This window comes from Limnobaculum xujianqingii (genome assembly GCF_013394855.1).
Lineage (GTDB): Bacteria > Pseudomonadota > Gammaproteobacteria > Enterobacterales > Enterobacteriaceae > Limnobaculum > Limnobaculum xujianqingii.
On sequence record NZ_JABMLK010000002.1, the window covers coordinates 253,682 to 276,851 of the forward strand.

Annotated in this window: 20 protein-coding genes and 1 other annotated feature; of the genes, 15 read left to right on the forward strand and 5 right to left on the reverse strand. The window is 44.9% G+C overall.

Going from position 1 to position 23,170, the window contains the following annotated elements; all coding sequences use genetic code 11:
* Positions 1–8 precede the first annotated feature (8 nt).
* The 4 genes from GOL65_RS14980 (at position 9) to GOL65_RS14995 (ending at position 3,925) form a co-directional block, all read left to right on the forward strand.
* Positions 9–1,286 (forward strand): phage tail tip fiber protein, encoded by a 1,278-nt coding sequence (locus GOL65_RS14980; RefSeq protein WP_140919483.1) that lies wholly within the window; start codon positions 9–11, stop codon positions 1,284–1,286.
* On the forward strand, positions 1,283–2,281 hold the full coding sequence (locus GOL65_RS14985) for a DUF6453 family protein (protein ID WP_219993946.1): 999 nt from the start codon (positions 1,283–1,285) through the stop codon (positions 2,279–2,281). Before GOL65_RS14980 ends, GOL65_RS14985 begins: the two co-directional genes overlap by 4 nt.
* Positions 2,282–2,390: 109 nt before the next feature.
* Positions 2,391–3,584, forward strand: a complete 1,194-nt coding sequence (locus GOL65_RS14990) for a tail fiber domain-containing protein (protein WP_140919485.1) — start codon at positions 2,391–2,393, stop codon at positions 3,582–3,584.
* Between the two features lie 179 nt (positions 3,585–3,763).
* Entirely contained in the window at positions 3,764–3,925 is a 162-nt protein-coding gene (locus tag GOL65_RS14995) for a hypothetical protein (protein WP_179038443.1), read from the forward strand.
* Between the two features lie 33 nt (positions 3,926–3,958).
* Here GOL65_RS14995 and GOL65_RS22615 read toward each other — a convergent pair whose 3' ends face one another.
* Positions 3,959–4,582 carry a Rha family transcriptional regulator gene (locus GOL65_RS22615; RefSeq protein WP_140919486.1) on the reverse strand — a complete coding sequence of 208 codons (624 nt, stop codon included), beginning with the start codon at positions 4,580–4,582 and terminating at the stop codon, positions 3,959–3,961.
* Positions 4,583–5,584: 1,002 nt separating this feature from the next.
* Between GOL65_RS22615 and GOL65_RS15005 the strand changes: the two genes are divergently transcribed.
* The 3 genes from GOL65_RS15005 (at position 5,585) to trpR (ending at position 9,073) form a co-directional block, all read left to right on the forward strand.
* On the forward strand, positions 5,585–6,397 hold the full coding sequence (locus tag GOL65_RS15005) for an FkbM family methyltransferase (RefSeq protein ID WP_140919487.1): 813 nt from the start codon (positions 5,585–5,587) through the stop codon (positions 6,395–6,397).
* A gap of 375 nt (positions 6,398–6,772) precedes the next feature.
* Positions 6,773–8,689, forward strand: coding sequence for a murein transglycosylase (gene sltY / locus GOL65_RS15010; protein ID WP_228723189.1), 1,917 nt, complete (start codon positions 6,773–6,775; stop codon positions 8,687–8,689).
* Between the two features lie 78 nt (positions 8,690–8,767).
* Positions 8,768–9,073 carry a trp operon repressor gene (gene trpR, locus GOL65_RS15015; protein WP_140919489.1) on the forward strand — a complete coding sequence of 102 codons (306 nt, stop codon included), beginning with the start codon at positions 8,768–8,770 and terminating at the stop codon, positions 9,071–9,073.
* Positions 9,074–9,091: 18 nt separating this feature from the next.
* Here the strand turns inward: trpR and yjjX are convergent, their stop codons facing one another.
* Positions 9,092–9,619 carry an inosine/xanthosine triphosphatase gene (gene yjjX / locus GOL65_RS15020; RefSeq protein ID WP_140919490.1) on the reverse strand — a complete coding sequence of 176 codons (528 nt, stop codon included), beginning with the start codon at positions 9,617–9,619 and terminating at the stop codon, positions 9,092–9,094.
* Positions 9,620–9,674: 55 nt separating this feature from the next.
* On the opposite strand from yjjX, the gene gpmB reads away from it, so the two are divergent.
* Positions 9,675–10,322, forward strand: a complete 648-nt coding sequence (gene gpmB, locus GOL65_RS15025; RefSeq protein ID WP_140919491.1) for a 2,3-diphosphoglycerate-dependent phosphoglycerate mutase GpmB — start codon at positions 9,675–9,677, stop codon at positions 10,320–10,322.
* Here the strand turns inward: gpmB and robA are convergent.
* The gene (gene robA, locus GOL65_RS15030; RefSeq protein WP_140919492.1) at positions 10,319–11,188 is read right to left on the reverse strand and encodes an MDR efflux pump AcrAB transcriptional activator RobA; all 870 of its coding nucleotides are present in this window, start codon (positions 11,186–11,188) and stop codon (positions 10,319–10,321) included. The two genes, gpmB and robA, sit on opposite strands and share 4 nt — an antisense overlap.
* Before the next feature lie 338 nt (positions 11,189–11,526).
* On the opposite strand from robA, the gene creA reads away from it, so the two are divergent.
* Positions 11,527–12,015: a protein CreA gene (creA, locus tag GOL65_RS15035; protein ID WP_140919493.1), complete on the forward strand. Its 489-nt coding sequence runs from the start codon at positions 11,527–11,529 to the stop codon at positions 12,013–12,015.
* Between the two features lie 55 nt (positions 12,016–12,070).
* Here the strand turns inward: creA and arcA are convergent, their stop codons facing one another.
* Positions 12,071–12,790: a two-component system response regulator ArcA gene (gene arcA, locus GOL65_RS15040; protein WP_130592399.1), complete on the reverse strand. Its 720-nt coding sequence runs from the start codon at positions 12,788–12,790 to the stop codon at positions 12,071–12,073.
* A gap of 900 nt (positions 12,791–13,690) precedes the next feature.
* Positions 13,691–13,809: a sequence feature (Thr leader region), on the forward strand.
* A gap of 46 nt (positions 13,810–13,855) precedes the next feature.
* Between arcA and thrA the strand changes: the two genes are divergently transcribed.
* The 3 genes from thrA to thrC are packed head-to-tail and all read left to right on the forward strand — an operon-like array spanning position 13,856 to position 18,553.
* Positions 13,856–16,315, forward strand: a complete 2,460-nt coding sequence (gene thrA / locus GOL65_RS15045; protein WP_140919494.1) for a bifunctional aspartate kinase/homoserine dehydrogenase I — start codon at positions 13,856–13,858, stop codon at positions 16,313–16,315.
* 1 nt (position 16,316) lies between these two features.
* Positions 16,317–17,246: a homoserine kinase gene (gene thrB, locus GOL65_RS15050; RefSeq protein ID WP_140919495.1), complete on the forward strand. Its 930-nt coding sequence runs from the start codon at positions 16,317–16,319 to the stop codon at positions 17,244–17,246.
* A gap of 17 nt (positions 17,247–17,263) precedes the next feature.
* Positions 17,264–18,553, forward strand: coding sequence for a threonine synthase (gene thrC / locus GOL65_RS15055; RefSeq protein WP_140919496.1), 1,290 nt, complete (start codon positions 17,264–17,266; stop codon positions 18,551–18,553).
* Positions 18,554–18,629: 76 nt separating this feature from the next.
* On the opposite strand, the gene yaaA is transcribed toward thrC, so the two are convergent.
* Entirely contained in the window at positions 18,630–19,403 is a 774-nt protein-coding gene (gene yaaA / locus GOL65_RS15060; RefSeq protein WP_140919497.1) for a peroxide stress protein YaaA, read from the reverse strand.
* 279 nt (positions 19,404–19,682) lie between these two features.
* On the opposite strand from yaaA, the gene tal reads away from it, so the two are divergent.
* The 3 genes from tal to GOL65_RS15075 all read left to right on the forward strand — a co-directional run bounded on the left by tal (position 19,683) and on the right by GOL65_RS15075 (position 22,848).
* Positions 19,683–20,636, forward strand: coding sequence for a transaldolase (gene tal / locus GOL65_RS15065; protein WP_140919498.1), 954 nt, complete (start codon positions 19,683–19,685; stop codon positions 20,634–20,636).
* A 166-nt stretch (positions 20,637–20,802) separates the two neighbouring features.
* Entirely contained in the window at positions 20,803–21,390 is a 588-nt protein-coding gene (gene mog, locus GOL65_RS15070; RefSeq protein ID WP_140919499.1) for a molybdopterin adenylyltransferase, read from the forward strand.
* 126 nt (positions 21,391–21,516) lie between these two features.
* Complete coding sequence (locus GOL65_RS15075) at positions 21,517–22,848, forward strand: MFS transporter (protein ID WP_140919500.1); 1,332 nt, start codon at positions 21,517–21,519, stop codon at positions 22,846–22,848.
* Positions 22,849–23,170: the final 322 nt, after the last annotated feature.

The window sequence follows — 23,170 nt, forward strand, 5'->3', positions numbered from 1 at the left end:
CGAGGAGGATGTCAACCTGGAACAATATTGGTACCGTGGCCTATAACCAGGTGATTTTGCGTCAGAATGGTGCTGTCGTGCTATCGGTTCAGGTACCCGGTTCATTGACCCGGCTTAGCGGGCTGCTGCGCGGTACTTATACGGCCCATGTGACTGCCGTTAACTTTATGGGTGCGCGATCGCCGGAAGCCTGGCTGGAATTTGTTATTGATGCGCCGGATGCACCTTCCTCAATCCGGGTGGAGCAGGGGTATTTTGCTATTACGTTGTTCCCCGTGCTGTCGCAGTTGACCAACGTCTCCACCCAGTTTGATTTCTGGACATCAGGTGAAACCCCGTTATCGGATACGTCAACCTATACTGTGGAGACTCACGCCAGCCGAATGGGGGTTGGTAGTCACTGGTCATCACATGAACTTAAAAACGACCATACCTATTACTGGTATGTGCGTTCTATTAACGCGTTTGGGGCATCTGCCTTTACTGAGGTAGCGGCGCTGTGTCTGACGGATACCGGACAGTTAATTGATTATATCGATGAAGCGGTCAGGGATAGCGGGGCATTCAGACGACTGCAGGATGGCGTGGATAATAATCTGGAAGCCATTATTCATAATGCGCTGGCAGCGGATGCCGCAGTTGACCATCAGTGGAAACAATACGGTGAAGTCAGAGCCGATGTTATTCATATCACCACGACAATTGCTGATGTAGAAGGCGCCTTTGCGGAGTTTCAGACTCAGGTACAGGCTCAGGTTAGTGATGTCACTGCGGCAGTAAATCAAAAGTTAACGGCTGAGGTGAATTCAGAAGGGACAGCCAGCGCTTTCTATACCCTTAATATGGGGATCACCCGTAATGGCGTGAAGTACAATACCGGACTTTCGATGGGTATTGAACCCGATGGTTCAGGTGGTTATCAATCGACAACTGTCTTTGCAGCTGATCAGTTTGGGATTTACTCTGGTAATACCCCCGGTAATTATCAGGCTGCTTTCTTTGTCTATAACGGTCAGGTCTTTATGAACAGTGCGTTCATTCAGGATGCCTCGATTACGTCTGCAAAAATTCAGGATGCGGCAATTGGGTCGGCGAAGATTGCTGACTATATCCAGTCAAATAATTATGTTCAGGGGGTTACCGGGATACGGATAGGCTTTAGGACCGGTTCTATGGAAATCAATGGCTCTACTGCCGGACAAGGAAGGACAGTCACCGACAATACTGGCATTGCTACTTATGATGCGGGTGGACTGCGCAGAGTTAAATTGGGTAAATTACGATGAATGAGTATGGATTATCAATCCTGCCAAATGTGACAGGCAAAGAGATCGAGATTACATCAGGTTCACGAGCAATGAGTTATCTCGGATATTACAAAACAGTAACGGATAGTAATAATTACATCACCGTAACAGTTCCCAATAAAACACCGGGCTCTACGTTATATATTGTTCCAGTAAATATGGGAACCATGGTCAAAGGTGGTACAGGTGCCGCTACCAGCGCCATTATCGTTGACAGGATCGCTATCAATGATAACGTCATTACTCTTCATATCAATGAGTATTATATATTCATTGAACCAAGCTTTGCCGTGTTTGAAATTTTAGGGGCCAGTGACATAACAGAAAGTTATGGAATTGCTTTATCGGATGCCACTAACTATTTGGAAATCTCTGACACTTCTAAAGCAGGGTGCTGTGTCTGGAGTGGGAATGTCACGATTAATGGTTCCTGGAGTATTCCTCTGGATGTTCCGGGGCGACAAAATGCCGTTGTGTTTGTTAACTGGAGCTCACCTGATGCCACCCTGATGTTTGATGACTCAACAAAAACAATCAGCTGTTATCAGGTCGTAGGCGCTGGAAACATTCAGTCGGCAACGGTTAATGCCAACATTGCCATTTTCTCTTCTGATTTTAATCTTGAACTTCCCGAATACGGACTGGCTATCTGGAATGCCAATGGCGTCTGTACTTTCTCATCTAAATATGCGCCGATGCTTTTAGCCGGAACGGTATCGTTAAACACCAATCCGGGTACATGGGTTTATTGTCCCGTTGCTATGCCTATGGTCCCGGTAGGCGGTGTCGGCGCGATGAAAGTCTGGACATCAGGCGGGCAGGCGGGATGGAGTGAGTGTGGTGTTAAAATGTCAGGCAATGCCATCACCGGTGGTGCAGGCCGGTATATGAATGCTGTGACCGATACCAACATGAATCAATCGCTTGTTACACCAATTAGCTTCCCTGTTCTTGACGGAACGAATTACTTCTAATCGATTAACAAACCATTGACATCCTCCCCGCCCTGAAGGACAGGGTTTTACGGCACACCGGATAAGCCCGCTATATGCGGGTTTTTTATTTATTGAATAAGGCTAAAACATGAGCGCAGGAACTATTACATTAACCAATGGATCAGACCAAATAACGGGAAGCGGGACGGCCTTCCTAACTGATAGCGCCGCTGGTGACATGATCGTTGCCGTAGTTGGTGGCGTTACGTATACGTTGCCAGTGAAAAGTATTGAGAGCGATACAGCACTGACTACCACACTTAAATACGATGGCCCAACACAAAGCGGAAGCGCCTGGACAAATGTCCCCCGTGATACATTAAATAGTATTACAGCTCAACTGGGTGCTGAGGCGGCAAGGGCATTGAGAGGGTTAAACCTCGATAAGCAAAACTGGCAAAGCGTTTATAGTGCCCCTGGTAATATTACTGTAACCCTTCCAGATGGTTCAACGTTCAGTGGCCCATCATGGAACAATATTGTTGATATGATAGATGCTGTTACAGCGGAATTTACTCCATTCGGACGAACAATTATTGCCTCAGAAGACGCTCCTGAAGCCCGTTCTAATTTAGGCCTGGGCAATTCAGCAACAAGAAATACAGGGATTACATCCGGGATGGTTGCTGCTGGTGATAATCCCAGACTGAATACTGTCGGTGGTAAGTCTGGTGGTGTGATAGCGGGAGATATTGCACTTGAGAGTGGCAACCTTGATTTGAGGTCTACAATTGCCGCAGGGTGGCCTTCTATCATCAACTTTATGGCAGGAGCCGGGCAAAATGTAGTGCTAGCCCGTATTTATCAGGAGCAGTACGGAAATATTAATATAGCCACTAATATGCAATATAGCGCAAAGTACTTTCAATTCATCCAAACAGGGCAGTTTGTTGCTCCAGGTAATATTACTTGCGTCAGTCTTACCCAGACTTCGGACAGAAACCACAAATCTAACATAGAGGTTATTAATGGTGCGCTGGATAAGATTGAGAAAATAAGTGGCTACACTTACATACTAAAAGATACCGGCGAGGAATCTGCAGGCGTTATAGCGCAGGAGTTAAAAGATGTGCTTCCTGAAGCGGTTGGTGAGATTACGCGAACTGTTCAGACACTTGATGAGTCTGGTTATTCAACAGGGGAAACAACAGAAGTTACAAATTGTACAGTTGACTACTCTGGTGTATCAGCTCTGACAATCGAAGCGGTTAAAGAACTTCACATGCTCGTTAAAAGCCAACAAGCACAAATTGAAAAGCTTCAGGATAAAATCAAAAGCTGAGTTTGCTGGATATCCTATAGCGTACGACAGCACCGACGCAGATATTGAGTGGCCGGAGAAGCCGGAGTAATCCACTAACACAACAATCTAGCTCACCCAGTTAAGCAAAAACCCCGAACCATTAGCAGTGGTACGGGGTTTTTTACTTTCCAGCGTTACGGAACTAACGAGGAACATAGATGAATTTTACTACAGGAGATTGGATTGTGAAAGCTTTACGCCTCCTTGAAAGAAGCAAGCCGTTAAAAAGAATCATTTACGCGGTCATTGCCCTGTCGGCGTACTACATTACGCCAATGATGTTAACGGCGGTTGTTGAGCTGCTAAAAGTACTGAAATAGTCCCGCCGCGCGTGTGCATAGCGGGGTGGGTGGTTAAGCTCTTAACTGTGGTAGAACCGTTCGCCAGTTTCGCGACAGGCTCGGTGTATCCTGAATATGGCGGGATTCGCGCTCCAGTATCTCTCTGGTTTGTTTTTGCGTATAACCGAACTCAGCACTTATATCGTAGCAACGTCCGGCATAGCGTGAATCTATAGCTCTTAATGCCGGGTATATTTCTTTGGCAAATTCGCTCATGGTGATTGATGCTTTCCAGAGCCAGCAGAGCGAACATAATTCTTCATCGGTCAGGGTTAAAGTATGAGTTTGTTGCTGAGTTGGCTTATTACCGCTTAATTCGGCTTCCATGCGGTTAAACTCACTAATGTAAGCTTCTTTGAACTGAGCTGCTTTTTTGCCTATGAATCCCATGACCAGAAATATGAAGCCGTCTTTGGTCATTTCGTAGGCTGGACGTTTTTCACCTTTTGCATCGATATAATCAACCTCCTTAAAATTAAGGGCGTTGAATTCTGGTGAGCAATCCAGTGATTTAATCTTCTGAATAATATTGTCATGACGCTTAACGAAATAATCAGCAACAGACTGCGAGGAGGTAACGGCTTTGCCATCATGGATTATTACATTTGGTGAAGATAGAGAGATTTGAGTATTCATTTTTACGTCCTCGTATATGTTCAATTTATCCCACTGTTCAGATGGGTGGTCGGGTACTTGAACACCGATACGAGACGGCCAGCAGTTTTCCCTTTCATCCCGAAAGGTATTGTATGTGCTGCTCGCTACCCGACCATAATCTATGGACGTAAAAAAACCGCATAACTGTCGGGTGCGGATATCCGCTCGTATGGTGTGTTCAGCACCTACAGCGAATATAGCGCACAGACAGGAATAGGTCAATTGGTGGTTAGTTTGCTATTGATGAGAGCGGGGATTTTGTGAAGGCAAGGTAGATGCTGGTAAATAGGTATGGGGCAAAAATGGGGCAAAGGATTATCTCAAATGAGCTTTGATAAGCATTATTTGTAAAAGCTTGCTTGAGATAATTCTATGTTTTTCAATGATGAGTGAAGATAAGCAAAGTTGAATATATCTAACACATTGCCGTGTAGACGTATTGTGCCACTGTATTATAAGCCTCTTAATTACTGGGTTTCTTGATTATCCGTAAACGCTATACAACATAATCACCGAGCTATATCCCTTACATGCCGCGATATCTGTTGGGTCAGCCCAGTTGATAACTGTCGGCTGGTATAACAGGATTCCAGCAGACAGATATTATGATGGCGTAGTTTAGCCCTTTTCATCGTGCTATCCCAGCTATCTGCGAGTAATGTTGCAACAAAGTGATGTTTGACACGATTTCATCTGAAATGACGTAACGGATTAGATTGACCTGATTTTGATTCCCTGACGTTCTTTATCGTGATTACAGCGCGTGATTATTAATTTTACTTATTAATCCAAGGTGTTAGTTACTTCTTTAATAATATTAAAATTTCTTATTTAATATTTTTTCTAATCAGTTGTTTTTCAATATATCAATGGTCTTGATGGCGGTGTGAATACACGTAATGCATTGACTTAGACTCGCTTATTGGCATTATATAGGCCCTATTTACCAACGTTAGCAACATCACCTTACAAGGATGTCCCATGAATAAAAAGAAATCGACCCAGGAAAAGAAAATAACTCACGGATTATATAAAGTCGGTGAGTCAAACTATTTACTATCCAATGGTCCGGACATGATTAGTGTTCATCTGCGTAAAGGAAAAGTATGGGAACAGGCTTGTCTCGATATTGCGCAGCTATTAATTGAACGAATTCAAAATCCGGTTTTGATTGATGTTGGCGCGAATTTAGGCGCATGGTCAGTACCAATGGGGCGTCATGTTAAAAAAGTTGATGGTCAGATTTATTCTTTTGAGCCACAACGTCAGGTGTTTTATCAACTCTGTGCTAATTATCTAATTAACGATTTATCTAATTGCTATGCCAATAATATGGCGGTTGGTGATTACAATGGTGAAATCGATGTTCCTCAGTTGGACCCTCATCGCTCACATAATCTTGGGGCACTATCTTTAAACCCGGAGATTCGAATAGAACAGCGATTTATTCTTTCCCCGGAAACCCGTTCTGAAAAAGTCCGTATTGCTACTTTAGATAGTCTCAACCTGCCAAAGGCTCATTTAATTAAAATAGATGTAGAAGGCCTGGAACTTGAGGTTATTTCTGGTGCTAAAAACTGGCTATCAGAATCTGGCTATCCTCCTATTTTGTTTGAAGTATGGGGGGATTATATGCAAGGTATGATCGCTAAAAGAAACGAACTGATGAGTCTGGTTGAAGGGCTTGGATATCATGTCGACTTGTTTGGCGAGTTATGTATTGCTCAGCATCATACTAATAAGCGTTTGGAATTGACGATAGGTGAAAACCAATTAACTATTAAACGGTTATAATATTTTTAATCCATTGTCTGATATAAACCCTCTCAGGAGGGTTTTTTGTTACCTGGTCTTTTTTGAGGGAATCAAACGGGTATTTCGTTGTCTTAGTGAAATTACGGCCTCTGGCAATTTAAAAGAGATGCTATTGCCAACAATGGCAAAGTTTCATTGTTTATCATTGATATGATGTTTTTAGTTTAGTTAATTTCTTCAGAGCGTTGGTTTTTTCAGCGTCGGTCAAGATAACGCTATACTCTATATTACATACTTATAGTGGCGTGGATGTCGCGTGTGATGCTAACTGAATTAGCTCTGAATCAGGCTAATATTAATAGCTTAATTGCAGAAAAAGTGGAGATATTTGTGACGGAAAATTGGCGCAGCTTAATCAATAAAAGTACATTTATAGCGGGGCTGATGGTCGCCGTAACGGCTCAAAACGCATGGGCTGATTCTCTCGGCGCTCAGCGTGAGCGCTATCAGCAAGTGAAAATGGCATGGGACAGTAACCAGATGGATGAGGTTTCTCGTTTAATGCCAACGCTAAGTAGCTATCCACTCTATCCTTATCTGGAATATCGCCAACTGACTCAGGATTTAACCGCTTTAAGCGTTAAACAAGCCGGGCAGTTTGTAACTCGTTATCCTACGCTGCCGCTTTCGCGCAATTTGAAAAATAACTTTATTAATGAACTGGCTCGTCGTCAGGACTGGAATGGTATCGTTAGTTTTACGGTAGAAGCGCCGTCTTCTGTTGCGGCTCGCTGTAATTTCCACTATGCCCAATGGGCCACCGGTAATCGCCAGCAGGCCTTTGATGAGGCCAAAACTATCTGGCTAACCGGTAAATCATTGCCTTCATCCTGTGACAAACTGTTCAGCGAGTGGCGTAATGCAGGCCATCAAACGGCATTGGTCACTCTGGAGCGAATCCGTTTAGCCAGTGCAGAAGATAATACTTCATTAGTGAGTTCTCTGATTTCACAACTACCTGCTAACTATAAAAGTATAGGGGATGGGATCAGTCGATTACAGAAGGATCCGTTAAGTGTTGATGCTTTTGCCCGTGAGTTTTCACCAACGGACTTTACACGAGAAGAAACCCGTTTAGCGTTTGCAAAAGCGGCCCGTAAAGATGTGGAAAGAGCTCGGGCGATGTTACCGCAAATCGCCAGCGCACAAAAAATGAGTCAGCAGGATAAACAAGCGCTGGAAAGCAGCATTGCTATTCGCCTGATGAATAATAATGTCACCAGCGAGCAGGCCAACTGGCGTGATGCCGCAGTGGCGCGTAGTACTGATGGTGATTTGATTGAACGCCGTATTCGCCTGGCATTGAGTAATGGCGACCAAAATGGCATCGCACAGTGGATTACCCGCTTGCCTGCCGAATATGCAGCAAAAGATGAATGGCGCTACTGGCTTGCTGATAGCTTAATTACTAAAGGTAAGAAGAGTGAAGGGCAAACTATTCTGCGTGACTTAATGACCAACCGCGGTTTTTATCCGATGGTTGCAGCTCAGCGCCTGAATGTACATTATCCGGTCAGGGTGGAAAATGCAGTCAAACCAACCAAGTCGTTAACTCAACGTGCTGAAGTCAATCGGGTACGTGAGTTGATGTACTGGAATCAGGATAATCTGGCGCGCTCTGAGTGGCGTAATCTGGTTGAGAGTTTACCAAAGCAACAGCAGGAAGCTTTAGCCCGGTACGCTTTTGAGCAAGGTTGGGCGGATCTCAGCGTTCAGGCGACCATTGTCGCTAAGCTGTGGGATCACATTGAAGAGCGTTTCCCTCTGGCTTATCCAAGCATGTTTAAAACCTCAACCAATGATAAAGATATTACGGTTTCTTTCGCGATGGCGATTGCCCGTCAGGAAAGCGCCTGGAATCCACAGGCTCAGTCACCGGTTGGGGCGCGTGGATTAATGCAACTAATGCCAGCAACGGCGAAGCAGACTGCACAGCGTAATAGCACCATTAGCTATAATAATGTCAGTCAGTTGCTCGACCCTGAAACCAATATCCAGTTGGGAACAACCTATCTGGAACATACTTATCAGATGTTCGGCAAAAACCGTATTCTGGCTGCTGCGGCATACAATGCGGGCCCGAGTCGGGTTAATAGCTGGCTAAATAACAGTGCAGGGCGTCTGGATGCCGTTGCATTTGTGGAAAGTATCCCATTTAACGAAACTCGTGGCTATGTGAAGAACGTATTGGCTTACGATTTGTTCTACCGTAGCTTTATGAGTCAGCCAACTGTTGTTATGACTGACACCGAATGGAAACGCAGCTACTGATAATATGTTTATCTCTGCATTTTTCTCCGGCTTATGCTATTGTACTAGCAAGATAGTTCATCAGCCGGAGAGAATCTCATGTCAGCATCAAATCAACAGCAAGAGTGGCAAGATTTTGTCACTCTGTTACAGAAATCTTTTGCCGATGAATATCAGCTTGACCTGTTACAGCTGTTAATGACGCCAGATGAGCGAGAAGCACTGGGTACACGCGTCAGGATCATTCAGGAACTTATGCGTGGTGAAATGAGTCAGAGAGAGCTGAAGAGTGAGCTGGGTGCTGGTATTGCTACTATTACCCGTGGTTCAAACAGTTTAAAAATGGCCAGGTCTGAATTCAGAACCTGGCTGGAAGAGACATTGCTTAACGAGACTGATAAATAATCTGAGTTTTGGTTTAATTTATTTATCATGTACCTGATAAATATCGTTATGAAAGGGTACAAAAGCCAGTAAAAGCGCTTGTTGATAGACGCTGGTACGGGAAAGCCGACCTTCAGTAAACAGACCAATTGCTCCACCCTGTTGTTTAATATTACTGATTCCGGTTAGCTGAGCCATTTCATCACCCAGCTCTTTACCTTCATACAGGCTTTTCAGGATCACTGGAGGTAAAGTCAGACTGGCTGAACGAGCTTCACCACGACACTGATTATTTTCAATGACAATCCAGGCAAATGTCATATCATCATCAATCCCGGCTTCGATACCGATCCAAAAGTCAGCTTCCGGTCTGACCTGACGGGCAGACATTACCCGATGACGAGCGCCGGTACGGGTTTCTTTATCGCCCATAGGTTGATTAGGGACTCCGCTGTTGACTTCAACGCTCTCGATTCGACAGCTATCAGGGCCAAACAGTTCGGTGAATGCCTCGCTAATGGCATTGATCTTAGCGGGGTTAGTGATTGCTGCAATCACATGATACATAGAATTAAATCAAGGTAGTAAGAAAACAATTTCCACAGTATAACGGATAACAGGCATGACACAGGTATACTTAATTCGACATGGTGAAACAGAATGGAATGTTGCCCGCAGAATTCAGGGGCAAACGGACAGTAAATTGACCGCTCTAGGCGAGTTACAGGCCCGTCAGGCCGGTAAACGCTTAAAGAGTATGGGTATCACCCATATTATTGCCAGTGATTTGGGGCGAACTCGCCAGACAGCTCAATTGCTGGCCGAATATTGTCGTATTGAACCCACTTTTGATTCTCGCCTGAGAGAGTTGAATATGGGGGTTTTAGAACAGCGCCGTGTCGATTCACTTACCCCGGAAGAAGAACAGCAGCGCATGTTGATCCTTGATGGCACGCCAAATGGTCGTATTCCTCAAGGTGAATCGCTAACTGAGCTTTCAACTCGTATGCGTGCAGCATTAGAGGATTGTAAAAAACTGCCTGAGGGTAGTCGCCCGATTCTGGTTAGCCACGGTATTGCACTAGGTAGTTTGTTGGGAAATGTGCTGGGGCACCCCCCTTATGCGGAACGCCGCTTACGTTTGCGTAACTGTTCTCTTTCTCTGGTAGAGAGTCAAAACAGCCCATGGCTGGCACCGGGATGGATAGTGGAGTTTGCCGGAGATACTCAGCACCTCACGGCAGATGCTCTGGATGAGATCCAGCGTTAACGCTGGATCGGAATCATATATTCGCCGGAAATTACCGCCGGGGCGCTGTCACCAACTTTAACGCCTTTAGGATGGAATATTTCAATATCATAGCCTTTACGGCGCGTCAGCTTCAGAAGCGGCAGGCAGGTTCCGTAGAGCGTCATGACAAACTGTTGTAATCCATCCGGCGGCCCATTGTAGCGGAACAGGGCATATTCACCCCCCTGAAGGATAACTTCATGGCCTTCAACGCCTGGCGGCACATGTTCAGGTTCAATGGCTGTGGTATAGAATACTTCCTGCTCATCATCCTTCTCCTGACTTGGCCGGGTGTGGTTAAGACCATACAGAATCGGCGGAACTTCAGTCAGGGCATTACCTAAATACTGGGTCCAGAACTGGGTACGAATTGCCGTTTTAGACCGAGATAGCTCTTCCAGAGTACAGGTATAGCTCTGGGTCATTCCCACCAGCTGTTTCTCTTCCTGAATAACATATTCTACTGGTACTAAATTGTTGCCGGATAATTTAATTGGTGGACACATACCAATAGCGCTCCATGAATCGGAGCGACGATAGAATGCCGGTGTTTGAGCAAACTGCTTTTTAAACGCCCGGGTAAACGTTTGTTGGGAGTCAAAACGGTACTGTAGCGCCACATCCAAAATTGGCCGGGCCGTCAACCTTAAGGCTACGGCAGCTTTGGATAAACGGCGAGCGCGTATATAAGAACCAATAGCTTGTCCGGTAACTTCTTTGAACATTCTCTGTAGGTGCCATTTAGAATAGCCTGACTTCGCAGCAACATTATCCAGAGATAATGGTTGGTCTAAATGATTTTCTAGCCAGTCTAGAAGATCGTGGATAATACTGGCTTGATCCATAAAAAACTTCCTCATTAATTGGGCGCATTATCTACAGAATTGGCGTAGCTATACTGACTTATAACACTTTATGGTTGGTTTTAAACACTGCATCACAAAAAATGTTTTTTTAACAGGTGAAGGATACTGGCGTAATCCTTAGCTTGAAACAAGGTATTACTGTGCTATATCACAACACTTCCCGTGCATCATAACAATTTTTAAATGTTCTGTTCCACGTCTATTTGACATAAGTTTGTGGCTATGGTTCAGCGGGTTGAAACCGGGCTTTAGTTGTGTACCGACGGGTCATAATTGCATTAATATAGTAATTAATTGATGTTCACTGGAGATAGCGAATGAAGAAGGCCATTTTAGCACTTTGCTCTGCCACACTGTTTTGGTCGGCCTGTGCTCAATCAGAAGAGATTGGCTCTGTTGATACGGTATTTAAATTGTTGGGGCCTGACCATAAAATTGTCATTGAAGCTTTTGACGATCCGGATGTTCAAAATGTGACCTGCTATCTGAGTCGGGCAAAAACCGGTGGCATCAAAGGTGGGCTGGGACTGGCAGAAGATACTGCTGATGGCGCGCTTTCCTGTATTCAGGTGGGACCAATCACGCTGACCGATCGAATTAAAAATCGTAAAGCGGATGGTGAAGAGGTATTTCGTAAGCGAACTTCGATAATCTTCAAGAGTATGCAGGTGGTTCGTTTTTATGATAACAAGCGTAATACGCTGGTGTATCTGGTCTATTCCGATAAAGTGGTTGATGGTTCGCCTAAAAATGCGCTGAGTACTGTGCCTATCATTCCCTGGGGCAATAGCCAGTCCGGTAAGTAAATTTAGATAATAAAAAACCAGCATAAATGCTGGTTTTTTTGTTCGCTAGTGCTGATTATTCTTCGAGATCGCCACAGAAACGGTAGCCTTCACCATGAATCGTTGCAATGATTTCTGGTGTATCCGGCGTTGATTCAAAGTGCTTACGAATACGACGAATAGTCACATCAACTGTACGGTCGTGAGGTTTTAGTTCACGTCCGGTCATTTTCTTCAATAGCTCTTCACGAGACTGAATTTTGCCCGGATTCTCACAGAAATGCAGCATCGCGCGGAATTCGCTACGAGGCAGTTTGAACATTTCTCCGTTAGGATTAATCAGAGAACGGCTATTGATATCAAGAGTCCAGCCGTTGAACTTATAGTTTTCAACCAGCTTACGCTCTTCACCACTCACTGCGCCAAGATTCATCGTCCGGGATAGCAGATTGCGTGCACGGATAGTCAGTTCACGTGGATTAAATGGTTTAGTGATGTAATCATCTGCACCAATCTCCAGGCCAAGAATCTTATCTACTTCGTTATCTCTGCCGGTTAAAAACATCAATGCAACCGCAGCTTGCTCACGTAACTCTCGAGCTAGCAGTAGTCCATTCTTGCCGGGCAGATTGATATCCATGATGACCAGATTAATATTATGGTCGGACAAAATCCGATGCATTTCTGCACCATCATTGGCTTCAAAGACAACGTATCCTTCCGCCTCGAAAATGCTTTTTAATGTGTTACGAGTTACTAGTTCGTCTTCAACGATCAGGATATGCGGGGTTTGCATGTCTGTTACCTAATTTGCCAACAAAATCAATTTAATATTACAGTGGTCTGGTTTTGTTTTTAAAACCATCTATAGCTAAAACAGACTACCGCAGTATAAGGGACGAATCCCCGTGCTATTTCAAATTTCAACACAATCGCTGGTTCGGCCAAGGCAAACTACCTACATACCTGTGATTTGTTAAAACTGATCACTTATTACTCTTTATTGTAGCAGCAATATAACAGGAGTCTTTCTTTTGCCGATCAACAAACTTGTGGCTTGTTGATATATATCAATAATAGTTATAGCACATTAGCTGATTTGTGAGAAAAATCTACAAAAACAATGCATATCACATGCCAGTTTTTGACCTTTTTTTCACAATTCAACCTCAATAAAAACCTCAATTTGAAACATTTATGCCGCTGTGTTTTTCACTAAAGCCAAGGCGTGTGTGGCAGCGGGAGGATTTTCCTTCTTTTTATCCTAAAAAGAAATATATTTTAACAAATATTTTTCAATTGCAACTTTTATGAGCACAAAAACGTGTTCAGGATAAACGGGCCGTAGTAAAAGATAATGTATTAATATTATAGCTAATATCATCAATATTGAGACTGTATCTTCATTTTTCATCTGAACGGTGTTTATTTGTCAGGTTCTACGGCATGAATTCTCATCACTATCAAAATGAGAGAGCGTTAATGAAAAATCAGATGCTGATAAATAGTTGCGATTTGATGATTTTAATTATTTGAATTTAATTGAAATTATTTAAATTCGATATAAAAATTCGTAGTAAAATCAGAGAATAAATTTTAATGAAATATGAAAAATAATTTGACTCTGAGTCGCAATTGCTTTAACCAGTATATAGCGTTAATAAAACAAACCAGAGACAAACACCAAACATGCAAAACGTTAGCCTGATGATTACAATCATTACCACCACCGGTACAACCAGTAGCGGGGCGGGCTGACGCTTACAAGAAATAAAAAAAGCCCGCACCGTAGAATCGAGTGCGGGTTTTTTTTTGCGAATAATTTACATCATAACTGGATTAAGGCAGGAGAGGCCAAGAGATGCGAGTTCTGAAATTTGGCGGTACATCAGTAGCAAATTCCGAACGCTTTATGCGCGTGGCGGATATCATTGAAAATAATGCGCGTCAGGGCCAGGTTGCTACGGTACTGTCTGCTCCGGCAAAAATTACTAACCATCTGGTTGCCATGATTGAGAAAACGGTAGCCGGTCAGGACGTAATGACCAATATGATGGATGCCGAACAGATCTTTGCTGAACTGCTTTCCGGGTTGGCTGAAGATCAGCCAGGATTTGAATATGGTCGATTAAAGAGTTTTGTGGAGCAGGAATTTGCTCAACTGAAACATGTACTTCACGGTATTTCTCTGTTGGGCCAGTGTCCTGACAGCGTTAACGCTTCTATCATCAGCCGTGGTGAAAAGCTCTCTATTGCCATTATGGAATCCGTTTTTCAGGCTCGGGGATATGGCGTAACGGTAATTAATCCGGTCGCTATGTTGCTGGCTCATGGGCACTATCTGGAGTCTACGGTTGATATTACTGAATCAACTCGCCGTTTGGTTGAGTTGGGTATTCCTGATAATCACGTTATTTTAATGGCTGGTTTTACTGCCGGTAATGAGAAAGGCGAGCTGGTAGTCTTGGGGCGTAATGGTTCCGACTACTCAGCAGCGGTTCTGGCGGCCTGTTTACGCGCTGACAGTTGTGAAATATGGACTGATGTTGATGGGGTATATACTTGCGATCCGCGTTCTGTTCCGGGAGCCAAGTTGCTTAAATCAATGTCTTATCAGGAGGCGATGGAGTTATCCTATTTTGGCGCTAAAGTTCTTCATCCTCGTACTATCGCCCCCATCGCCCAGTTCCAAATTCCTTGCCTGATAAAAAATACCGCTAATCCACAAGCACCGGGAACTCTCATCAGCCGTGAGAGCGGTGACGATCGTTACCCGGTTAAAGGCATCACCAATTTAAATAATATGGCGATGATTAACGTTTCCGGTCCGGGAATGAAAGGGATGGTGGGGATGGCTGCCAGAGTATTTTCCGTCATGTCCCGTGCTGGTATTTCAGTGGTGCTGATTACTCAATCCTCTTCTGAATACAGTATTAGCTTTTGCGTACCGCAAAGTGAGCTGGCCCGCGCCAGCCGTGCGCTGGAAGATGAGTTCTATCTGGAGTTAAAAGATGGACTGTTGGATCCACTGGATGTGGTCGACAAACTGGCGATCATTTCAGTGATTGGTGACAATATGCGGACGCTACGCGGCATGTCTGCGCGTTTCTTTAGTGCATTAGCTCGTGCAAATATCAATATTGTAGCCATTGCTCAGGGTTCTTCAGAACGTTCGATTTCTGCGGTAGTGAGTAATGACTCAGCGACTACTGCCGTACGCGCCAGCCACCAGGTATTATTTGATACTAATCAGGTGCTGGATGTGTTCTTAATTGGCGTTGGTGGTGTTGGTGGCGCGTTGTTGGATCAGATCTATCGCCAGCAGCCATGGTTGAAACGCAAGAATATTGAGTTGCGGGTATGCGGCATTGCCAATTCTCGCGGTATGGTTACCAACACGCTGGGAATCGACTTAACTAACTGGCGTGAAGCGCTGGCTGCGGCAGAAGAGCCGTTTAATTTGGGGCGTTTAATTCGTCTGGTAAAAGAGTACCACTTACTCAATCCGGTGATCGTAGATTGTACTTCCAGCCAGGAAGTCGCTTCTCAATATGCTGATTTCCTTGCGGATGGCTTCCATGTGGTAACGCCAAACAAGAAAGCAAATACCGATACGATGAACTATTATCATCAGTTGCGACAGGCGGCCAGCAGCGGTAACCGTAAATTCCTTTACGATACTAACGTAGGTGCGGGATTACCGGTTATTGAGAACTTACAGAACTTGCTAAATGCCGGTGATGAGCTGATGCGCTTTTCGGGTATTCTTTCTGGCTCACTGTCGTTTATTTTTGGCAAGCTGGATGAAGGATTAAGCCTGTCGGAAGCGACCCGTCTGGCAAAAGAAAAAGGTTATACCGAGCCCGACCCGCGTGATGATTTATCCGGTATGGATGTGGCACGAAAATTACTGATTCTGGCTCGTGAAGCAGGCCACTCGCTGGAGTTGGATCAAATTAAAGTTGAATCCGTATTGCCGCCATCTTTTGATGCCAGTGGTGATGTGGCAACCTTTATGGAACGTTTGCCACAGTTAGATGCTGAATTTGCAGAACGTGTAGCATTGGCCGCCAGTCAGGGCAAAGTGTTACGCTATGTAGGTATGATTGAAGAGGGTGAATGTCGGGTGAAGATTGATTCAGTGGACGATAACGATCCATTATTCAAAGTGAAAAACGGCGAAAACGCGCTGGCATTCTACACCCAATATTATCAGCCACTACCACTAGTATTACGCGGTTATGGTGCCGGTAACGATGTTACCGCCGCTGGTGTTTTCGCCGATATGCTACGTACTCTGTCAGGAAAGCTGGGAGTTTAATATGATAAAAATTTATGCGCCGGCCTCGATAGGTAACGTTAGCGTGGGGTTTGACGTATTGGGTGCAGCAGTATCGCCCATTGACGGAGCTTTGTTGGGAGATTGCGTCAGCATTCAATCGTCGGACAGCTTTAGCCTGAGCAATAAAGGGCGTTTTGTTAGCAAATTACCGACAGAGCCTAAAGAAAACATCGTTTATCAATGCTGGGAGTTATTCTGCCAGCGCCTGGGGCGCGAACTGCCTGTGGCGATGGTGTTAGAAAAGAATATGCCGATTGGTTCCGGGTTAGGTTCCAGCGCCTGTTCAGTGGTAGCCGGTTTAATGGCGTTGAATGAATTCTGCGACCGACCGTTTAATCAGACTGAACTGCTTGGCATGATGGGCGAGCTGGAAGGGCGAATCTCCGGCAGCGTGCATTACGATAACGTGGCTCCTTGTTATTTGGGGGGTATGCAACTGATGCTGGAAGAAAATGGCATCATCAGCCAGTCGGTACCCGGTTTTGATAACTGGTACTGGGTGATGGCCTATCCGGGCATTAAAGTTTCTACCGCCGAAGCGCGAGCGATATTACCGGCGCAGTATTTGCGTCAGGATTGTATCCGTCATGGTCGCTATCTGGCTGGCTTTATTCATGCCTGCCATACCCAACAGCCAGAGCTGGCAGCTAAGCTGATGCAAGATGTGATTGCTGAACCGTACCGTACCCGCTTGTTACCGGGCTTTGCTGAAGCTCGTAAAGCCTCACAGGATATTGGTGCACTGGCATGTGGTATTTCTGGTTCTGGCCCAACGCTGTTTGCGGTGAGCGATCGTCTGGAAACTGCACAGCGCCTTGCCGACTGGCTGGCAAAACACTATGTACAAAATGATGAAGGCTTTGTTCACGTCTGCCGTCTGGATACTGCCGGTGCCCGTAAATTGGATTAATGGAAAATAGCGACACAATGAAACTGTATAACTTAAAAGATCATAACGAACAGGTTAGTTTTGCTCAGGCAGTACGTCAGGGATTAGGTAAACAACAGGGGTTATTTTTCCCGGCTGATTTGCCTGCTTTTGATAGTTCAGAAATCGATGATTTACTCTCACTGGATTTTGTTACCCGCAGCGCCCGCATTTTGTCAGCCTACATCGGTGATGAAATATCAGCGGATGCTGTAGCTAAACGAGTCGCGAATGCTTTTCAGTTTCCAGCCCCGGTAGTGGCGGTTGAAAAAGATATTGCGACCTTAGAGCTATTCCATGGTCCAACGCTGGCGTTTAAAGATTTTGGTGGACGCATTATGGCGCAAATGCTGGCTGAAGTAGCTGGTGATACGCCGGTAACCATTCTGACGGCTACCTCCGGTGATACCGGTGCCGCCGTTGCTCATGCATTCTATGGTTTAAAGAATGTACGAGTTGTAATCCTTTATCCTGAAGGCAAAATCAGCCCACTGCAGGAAAAATTGTTCTGTACCCTGGGCGGTAATATTCATACCGTGGCTATTGATGGGGATTTTGATGCCTGTCAGGCACTGGTTAAACAGGCTTTTGATGATGAAGTACTGAAAAAAGAGCTGGGTCTTAACTCTGCTAACTCCATCAATATTAGTCGACTGCTGGCGCAAATTTGTTATTACTTTGAGGCAGTAGCGCAACTGACTCAGGAACAGCGTAATCAATTAGTAATTTCGGTCCCAAGCGGTAACTTTGGCGATCTGACGGCAGGTCTGTTAGCGAAATCATTAGGTTTGCCGGTGAAGCGCTTTATTGCCGCCACTAATGCCAATGATACCGTTCCTCGCTATCTGGCAAATGGCCAATGGCAGCCTCATAAAACTGTTGCCACCTTATCTAACGCGATGGATGTCAGCCAGCCAAACAACTGGCCGCGTATTGAAGAGTTATTTCGCCGTAAAGAGTGGCCTCTTAGTTCATTAGGCTATGGTGCAGTGAGCGATGAGACTACGGCTAAAACATTACGCGAGCTGGCTGCGCAGGGATACACCTCCGAGCCTCACGGTGCCATTGCCTATCGTTTGCTGCGTGATGAGCTGAAAGAAGGTGAGTTTGGATTATTCCTGGGTACCGCGCATCCGGCTAAATTTAAAGAGAGCGTAGAGCAGATCCTTGGCACCACATTGCCACTGCCAAAAGAATTGGCTGACCGGGCTGAGTTACCATTACTGTCTCACTATTTACCGGCAGACTTTTCACCGTTACGCGCATTCCTGATGGCGTTGCCAGCGTAAGACTTATTGAATAGAAATGGCCTCCTGATGCATCACTGCATGGAGGCCATTTTTTTATCTGTCACTCTATTAATATCTATTGCTCAGGACGTTTAAATACCAGTTCATTACCCTGAGATGCGCTTTCATCAAACTGATAACCTTCCAGATCAAAATCAACTAATTGTTCCGGGCGGGTCAATCGATTTTTAATAATAAAGCGACTCATCAGGCCGCGAGCTTTTTTGGCATAGAAGCTGATGATTTTATATTTACCGCTTTTTTGATCTAAAAATACTGGTTTAATGATGGTGCCGTCTAATGATTTGGTTTGAACCGATTTAAAGTATTCATCAGAAGCTAGATTAACCAGAATATCGTCCCCCTGGTCTTTCAGTGCCTGATTTAGCTTGTCAGTAACCCGTTTGCCCCAAAATTCGTACAGATCTTTACCCCGTTGGTTTTCCAGCTTTGTACCCATCTCAAGGCGATAAGCCTGCATCAGATCCAGCGGACGCAAAACACCATACAGGCCTGACAACATACGCAAATGCTGCTGGGCGAAATCAAAATCAGCATCGTTAAAATCATCAACGTGCAGGCCAGTGTAAACATCCCCTTTAAACGCTAACAGTGCCGGACGGGCATTTTCGGGCGTGAAGTCCGGTTGCCACTCTGAAAAACGAGCGGCATTCAGACCGGCTAATTTATCACTGATACTCATCAGGCTGGCGATTTGCGCTGGGGTTAACTTGCGACACGCTTTAATTAAAATTTTCGACTGGTCCAGCATTTCAGGTTGGGTGTAACGTTCAGTCACCAGAGGGCTTGTATAATCGAGAGTTTTTGCCGGAGATATAGTAATCAGCATAATCATATCCTGTGATAAATCGTTTTTTGCTACTCTAGCAGAAAGTGGCAATGGAAAAAGCGATGGATTTAATAGGGGGCGTAGGAAATTCTTTGAGTAATGTGATTTTTGTATTATTTATCATTGAGTAATCACCTTGTTAGCCAATGGGGTGAGATAAATTTTATGGCTAAAATCTGCGACCCATACGTTCCGTCGTTGCACCCTTGTTAAGTCATGTTATTATCAGGCTAGTCCGATAATACTTCGATGCCTCACAAGCTTAACAAGAGATCTATCATGACAGATAAACTTTCCTCTCTACGTAAAATTACTACCGTTGTGGCTGATACCGGCGATATTGCAGCGATGAAACTGTATAAGCCTCAGGACGCGACAACTAACCCTTCTCTGATTCTGAATGCGGCTCAGTTACCTGAATATCGTAAGCTGATTGATGATGCGATTAGCTGGGCCAAGAGCCAAAGCAGCGATCGTGCACAGCAAATTGTAGATGCATCCGATAAGCTGGCAGTGAATATCGGCCTGGAAATCTTAAAACTGATTCCTGGTCGTATTTCTACTGAAGTTGATGCGCGTCTCTCTTATGACACTCAGGCCAGCATTGTTAAAGCTAAACGTTTAATCAAACTTTATAACGATGCGGGTATCAGCAATGACCGCATTCTGATCAAACTGGCTTCTACATGGCAGGGTATTTGTGCAGCAGCTCAGCTTGAGAAAGAAGGCATCAACTGTAACCTGACTCTGCTGTTCTCCTTTGCTCAGGCACGTGCTTGTGCTGAAGCAGGCGTATTCCTGATTTCTCCATTTGTTGGCCGTATTCTTGATTGGTACAAAGCTAACGGCGATAAGAAAGAGTTTGCACCTCACGAAGATCCAGGCGTTGTTTCTGTCACCAGCATCTACGAATACTATAAACAGCACGGTTATAAAACTGTGGTCATGGGTGCCAGCTTCCGTAATTCTGGTGAAATTCTGGAACTTGCCGGTTGCGATCGTTTGACTATTGCACCTGCATTATTAAAAGAACTGTCGGAAAGCCAGGGTGAAGTTGAGCGTAAACTGGCTTATAGCGGCGCAGTAAAAGATCGTCCGGCTCCGTTGAATGAAGCGCAGTTCTACTGGGAGCACAATCAGGATCCAATGGCAGTTGATAAACTGGCAGACGGTATCCGTAAGTTTGCTATCGACCAGGAAAAACTGGAAAAGATGATTGCAGATTTACTGTAATTATTTTTGATAAAAATATGAATACCGGCCATCAGGCCGGTATTTTTTTATCTGTGGCTCACTACGGATAATTGCATCCACTGTGCGTGCCATGCTGCAAAAATAACGCCAACAATAGTATGATAGCGCGCGGGTAAGAGTACAGTTTAGTGACAGAGGATTAGATATGAATAAGTTACGCATTGGTTTGGTTTCTATCTCCGATCGCGCATCCAATGGGGTTTATCAGGATCAGGGGATTCCGGCGCTGGAATCATGGTTAAAAACGGCGTTGAGCAGTGAGTTTGAAACGCAAAGTAGATTAATTCCTGATGAGCAAGCGCTGATAGAAGAAGCCTTGTGTGAACTGGTTGATGAACGAGGCTGCCATCTGGTTCTTACCACTGGTGGAACCGGACCGTCTCGCCGTGATGTGACTCCGGATGCCACGTTAGCCATTGCCGATAGAATTATGCCGGGGTTTGGTGAACAGATGCGCCAGATCAGTTTGTATTATGTACCAACGGCAATTCTTTCCCGCCAGGTGGGAGTGATTCGTAAACATGCGCTGATTATCAATCTTCCAGGGCAACCAAAGTCGATTAAAGAGACACTGGAAGGAGTGAAAGATAAAGATGGAAAAACCGTGGTATCCGGTATTTTCGCCAGCGTCCCCTATTGTATTCAACTGCTGGATGGTCCTTATGTTGAGACTCATTCGCAGGTAGTAGAATCCTTTAGGCCTAAGAGCGCAATCCGCGATATAAAAGGTTAAATTAAGACTTTTTACAAAATAAGATTTCCATCTACTGGTGTATCGTAAAGAGTACGATATAGTAAAAATTAATTTACAGATGGTAAGTTAATTTTTTTATCAACCTATAGAAAAAGATGGAATTTTATGATTCAGCAACAAAATCGCCGACTAAACAAACAGGATTATAAAACGCTGACTCTGGCAGCATTAGGCGGTGCGCTGGAGTTTTACGACTTTATTATCTTTGTATTCTTTGCCGTAGTTATCGGCCAACTTTTCTTTCCTGCCGATATGCCCCAGTGGCTGGTGCTAATGCAAACTTACGGTATTTTTGCCGCAGGTTATCTGGCCCGCCCGTTGGGGGGAATCATTATGGCGCACTTCGGTGATTTGGTAGGGCGCAAACGCATGTTCTCGTTGAGCATTTTGCTGATGGCGCTACCTACACTGGCCATGGGGATGCTACCAACCTATCAATCAATCGGCATTGCTGCTCCACTTTTACTGCTACTGATGCGTATTTTTCAGGGCGCAGCTATTGGGGGTGAAGTTCCGGGTGCCTGGGTATTTGTGGCTGAGCATGTGCCTTATAAACGTATCGGTATTGCCTGTGGCGTACTGACGGCGGGCCTGACTATCGGAATTTTGTTGGGCTCTCTTGTCGCAACCATGATTAACTCCATGATGAGCGTGGAAACGATTCATAACGGTGGATGGAGAATACCTTTCTTTCTGGGCGGTATTTTTGGTCTGATCGCCATGTATTTGCGCCGCTGGTTAAAAGAAACACCGATTTTTATCGAGATGCAACAGCGTAAGGCGCTGGCCGCAGAGCTGCCGTTAAAATCTGTGGTAGTGAATCATACCCGAGCGGTAACGGTTTCTATGCTGCTCACCTGGTTACTTTCTGCTGGTATTGTGGTGGTTATTTTGATGACACCAAACTACCTGCAAACTCAGTTTGGTATTGAGCGAGTCATTGCGCTGAAGGCTAACAGCATAGCGATTATCTCACTGTGTGTAGGCTGTGTGATTGCAGGTATGTCTGCCGATCGTTTTGGTGCCAGCAAAACCTTTATTGGTGGCGGTTCGCTGCTGGCGGTTGCCAGTTGGACGTTTTACCATTCGGCAACCAATGTAGATCTGCTGTTTATTACTTACAGTATCGCAGGGCTGTGTGTGGGAGTGGTAGGTGCCGTTCCTTATGTGATGGTACGAGCGTTTCCGGCTGAGGTTCGTTTTTCTGGTATCTCTTTCTCTTATAACGTCTCTTACGCCATCTTTGGTGGTTTGACACCGATATGTGTCACTTCTTTAATGAAACTCACACCAATGGCTCCGGCATATTATGTTTTGGCGCTATCAGTGATGGGAATATTGCTGGGAATTTATCTGCGTAACGATCTCAGAGCGACGGATAATATTGTAGAACACAGTGATTCTGAGTTAGAGAAAACACCAGTGACGGCGATATAAACGAATCATATTGCGTTTAGTTAAAAGCCATCTGTTATGTGGGTGGCTTTAGATTGCTGGCAAAGTCTGATAGTTTTATTTTGTCTTGCAAGATGGCTAATCGTTGGGAGGGACGGGTGTTGGGGTCGTAGCAGCTTTAGCTGCCGAAGCGCCCCTAACCCGGCCAGGCCCAACGTACTCTGCGGCTAAGTACAGATTGTCTTCCGGTCGAGCACCAAGTCAATATAAGCATTTTGAATTTTACGATCGGAATAATCTCAAATGCTGATTTATTCGGTTTGTCAGCAGTCTGAAACTATCGTTTATACAAGTGGCTTTGAAT

What these genes read in the sequence shown, in the direction of transcription:
- GOL65_RS14995 (WP_179038443.1), top strand. Translation starts at nt 3,764, where the DNA reads ATGAATTTTACTACAGGAGATTGGATTGTGAAAGCTTTACGCCTCCTT.
- GOL65_RS22615 (WP_140919486.1), bottom strand. Translation starts at nt 4,582, where the DNA reads ATGAATACTCAAATCTCTCTATCTTCACCAAATGTAATAATCCATGAT.
- thrA (WP_140919494.1), top strand. Translation starts at nt 13,856, where the DNA reads ATGCGAGTTCTGAAATTTGGCGGTACATCAGTAGCAAATTCCGAACGC.
- robA (WP_140919492.1), bottom strand. Translation starts at nt 11,188, where the DNA reads ATGGATCAAGCCAGTATTATCCACGATCTTCTAGACTGGCTAGAAAAT.
- trpR (WP_140919489.1), top strand. Translation starts at nt 8,768, where the DNA reads ATGTCAGCATCAAATCAACAGCAAGAGTGGCAAGATTTTGTCACTCTG.
- thrC (WP_140919496.1), top strand. Translation starts at nt 17,264, where the DNA reads ATGAAACTGTATAACTTAAAAGATCATAACGAACAGGTTAGTTTTGCT.
- GOL65_RS15005 (WP_140919487.1), top strand. Translation starts at nt 5,585, where the DNA reads ATGAATAAAAAGAAATCGACCCAGGAAAAGAAAATAACTCACGGATTA.
- GOL65_RS14985 (WP_219993946.1), top strand. Translation starts at nt 1,283, where the DNA reads ATGAATGAGTATGGATTATCAATCCTGCCAAATGTGACAGGCAAAGAG.
- mog (WP_140919499.1), top strand. Translation starts at nt 20,803, where the DNA reads ATGAATAAGTTACGCATTGGTTTGGTTTCTATCTCCGATCGCGCATCC.
- yaaA (WP_140919497.1), bottom strand. Translation starts at nt 19,403, where the DNA reads ATGCTGATTACTATATCTCCGGCAAAAACTCTCGATTATACAAGCCCT.
- gpmB (WP_140919491.1), top strand. Translation starts at nt 9,675, where the DNA reads ATGACACAGGTATACTTAATTCGACATGGTGAAACAGAATGGAATGTT.
- arcA (WP_130592399.1), bottom strand. Translation starts at nt 12,790, where the DNA reads ATGCAAACCCCGCATATCCTGATCGTTGAAGACGAACTAGTAACTCGT.
- GOL65_RS15075 (WP_140919500.1), top strand. Translation starts at nt 21,517, where the DNA reads ATGATTCAGCAACAAAATCGCCGACTAAACAAACAGGATTATAAAACG.
- GOL65_RS14990 (WP_140919485.1), top strand. Translation starts at nt 2,391, where the DNA reads ATGAGCGCAGGAACTATTACATTAACCAATGGATCAGACCAAATAACG.
- tal (WP_140919498.1), top strand. Translation starts at nt 19,683, where the DNA reads ATGACAGATAAACTTTCCTCTCTACGTAAAATTACTACCGTTGTGGCT.
- creA (WP_140919493.1), top strand. Translation starts at nt 11,527, where the DNA reads ATGAAGAAGGCCATTTTAGCACTTTGCTCTGCCACACTGTTTTGGTCG.
- GOL65_RS14980 (WP_140919483.1), top strand. Translation starts at nt 9, where the DNA reads ATGTCAACCTGGAACAATATTGGTACCGTGGCCTATAACCAGGTGATT.
- thrB (WP_140919495.1), top strand. Translation starts at nt 16,317, where the DNA reads ATGATAAAAATTTATGCGCCGGCCTCGATAGGTAACGTTAGCGTGGGG.
- yjjX (WP_140919490.1), bottom strand. Translation starts at nt 9,619, where the DNA reads ATGTATCATGTGATTGCAGCAATCACTAACCCCGCTAAGATCAATGCC.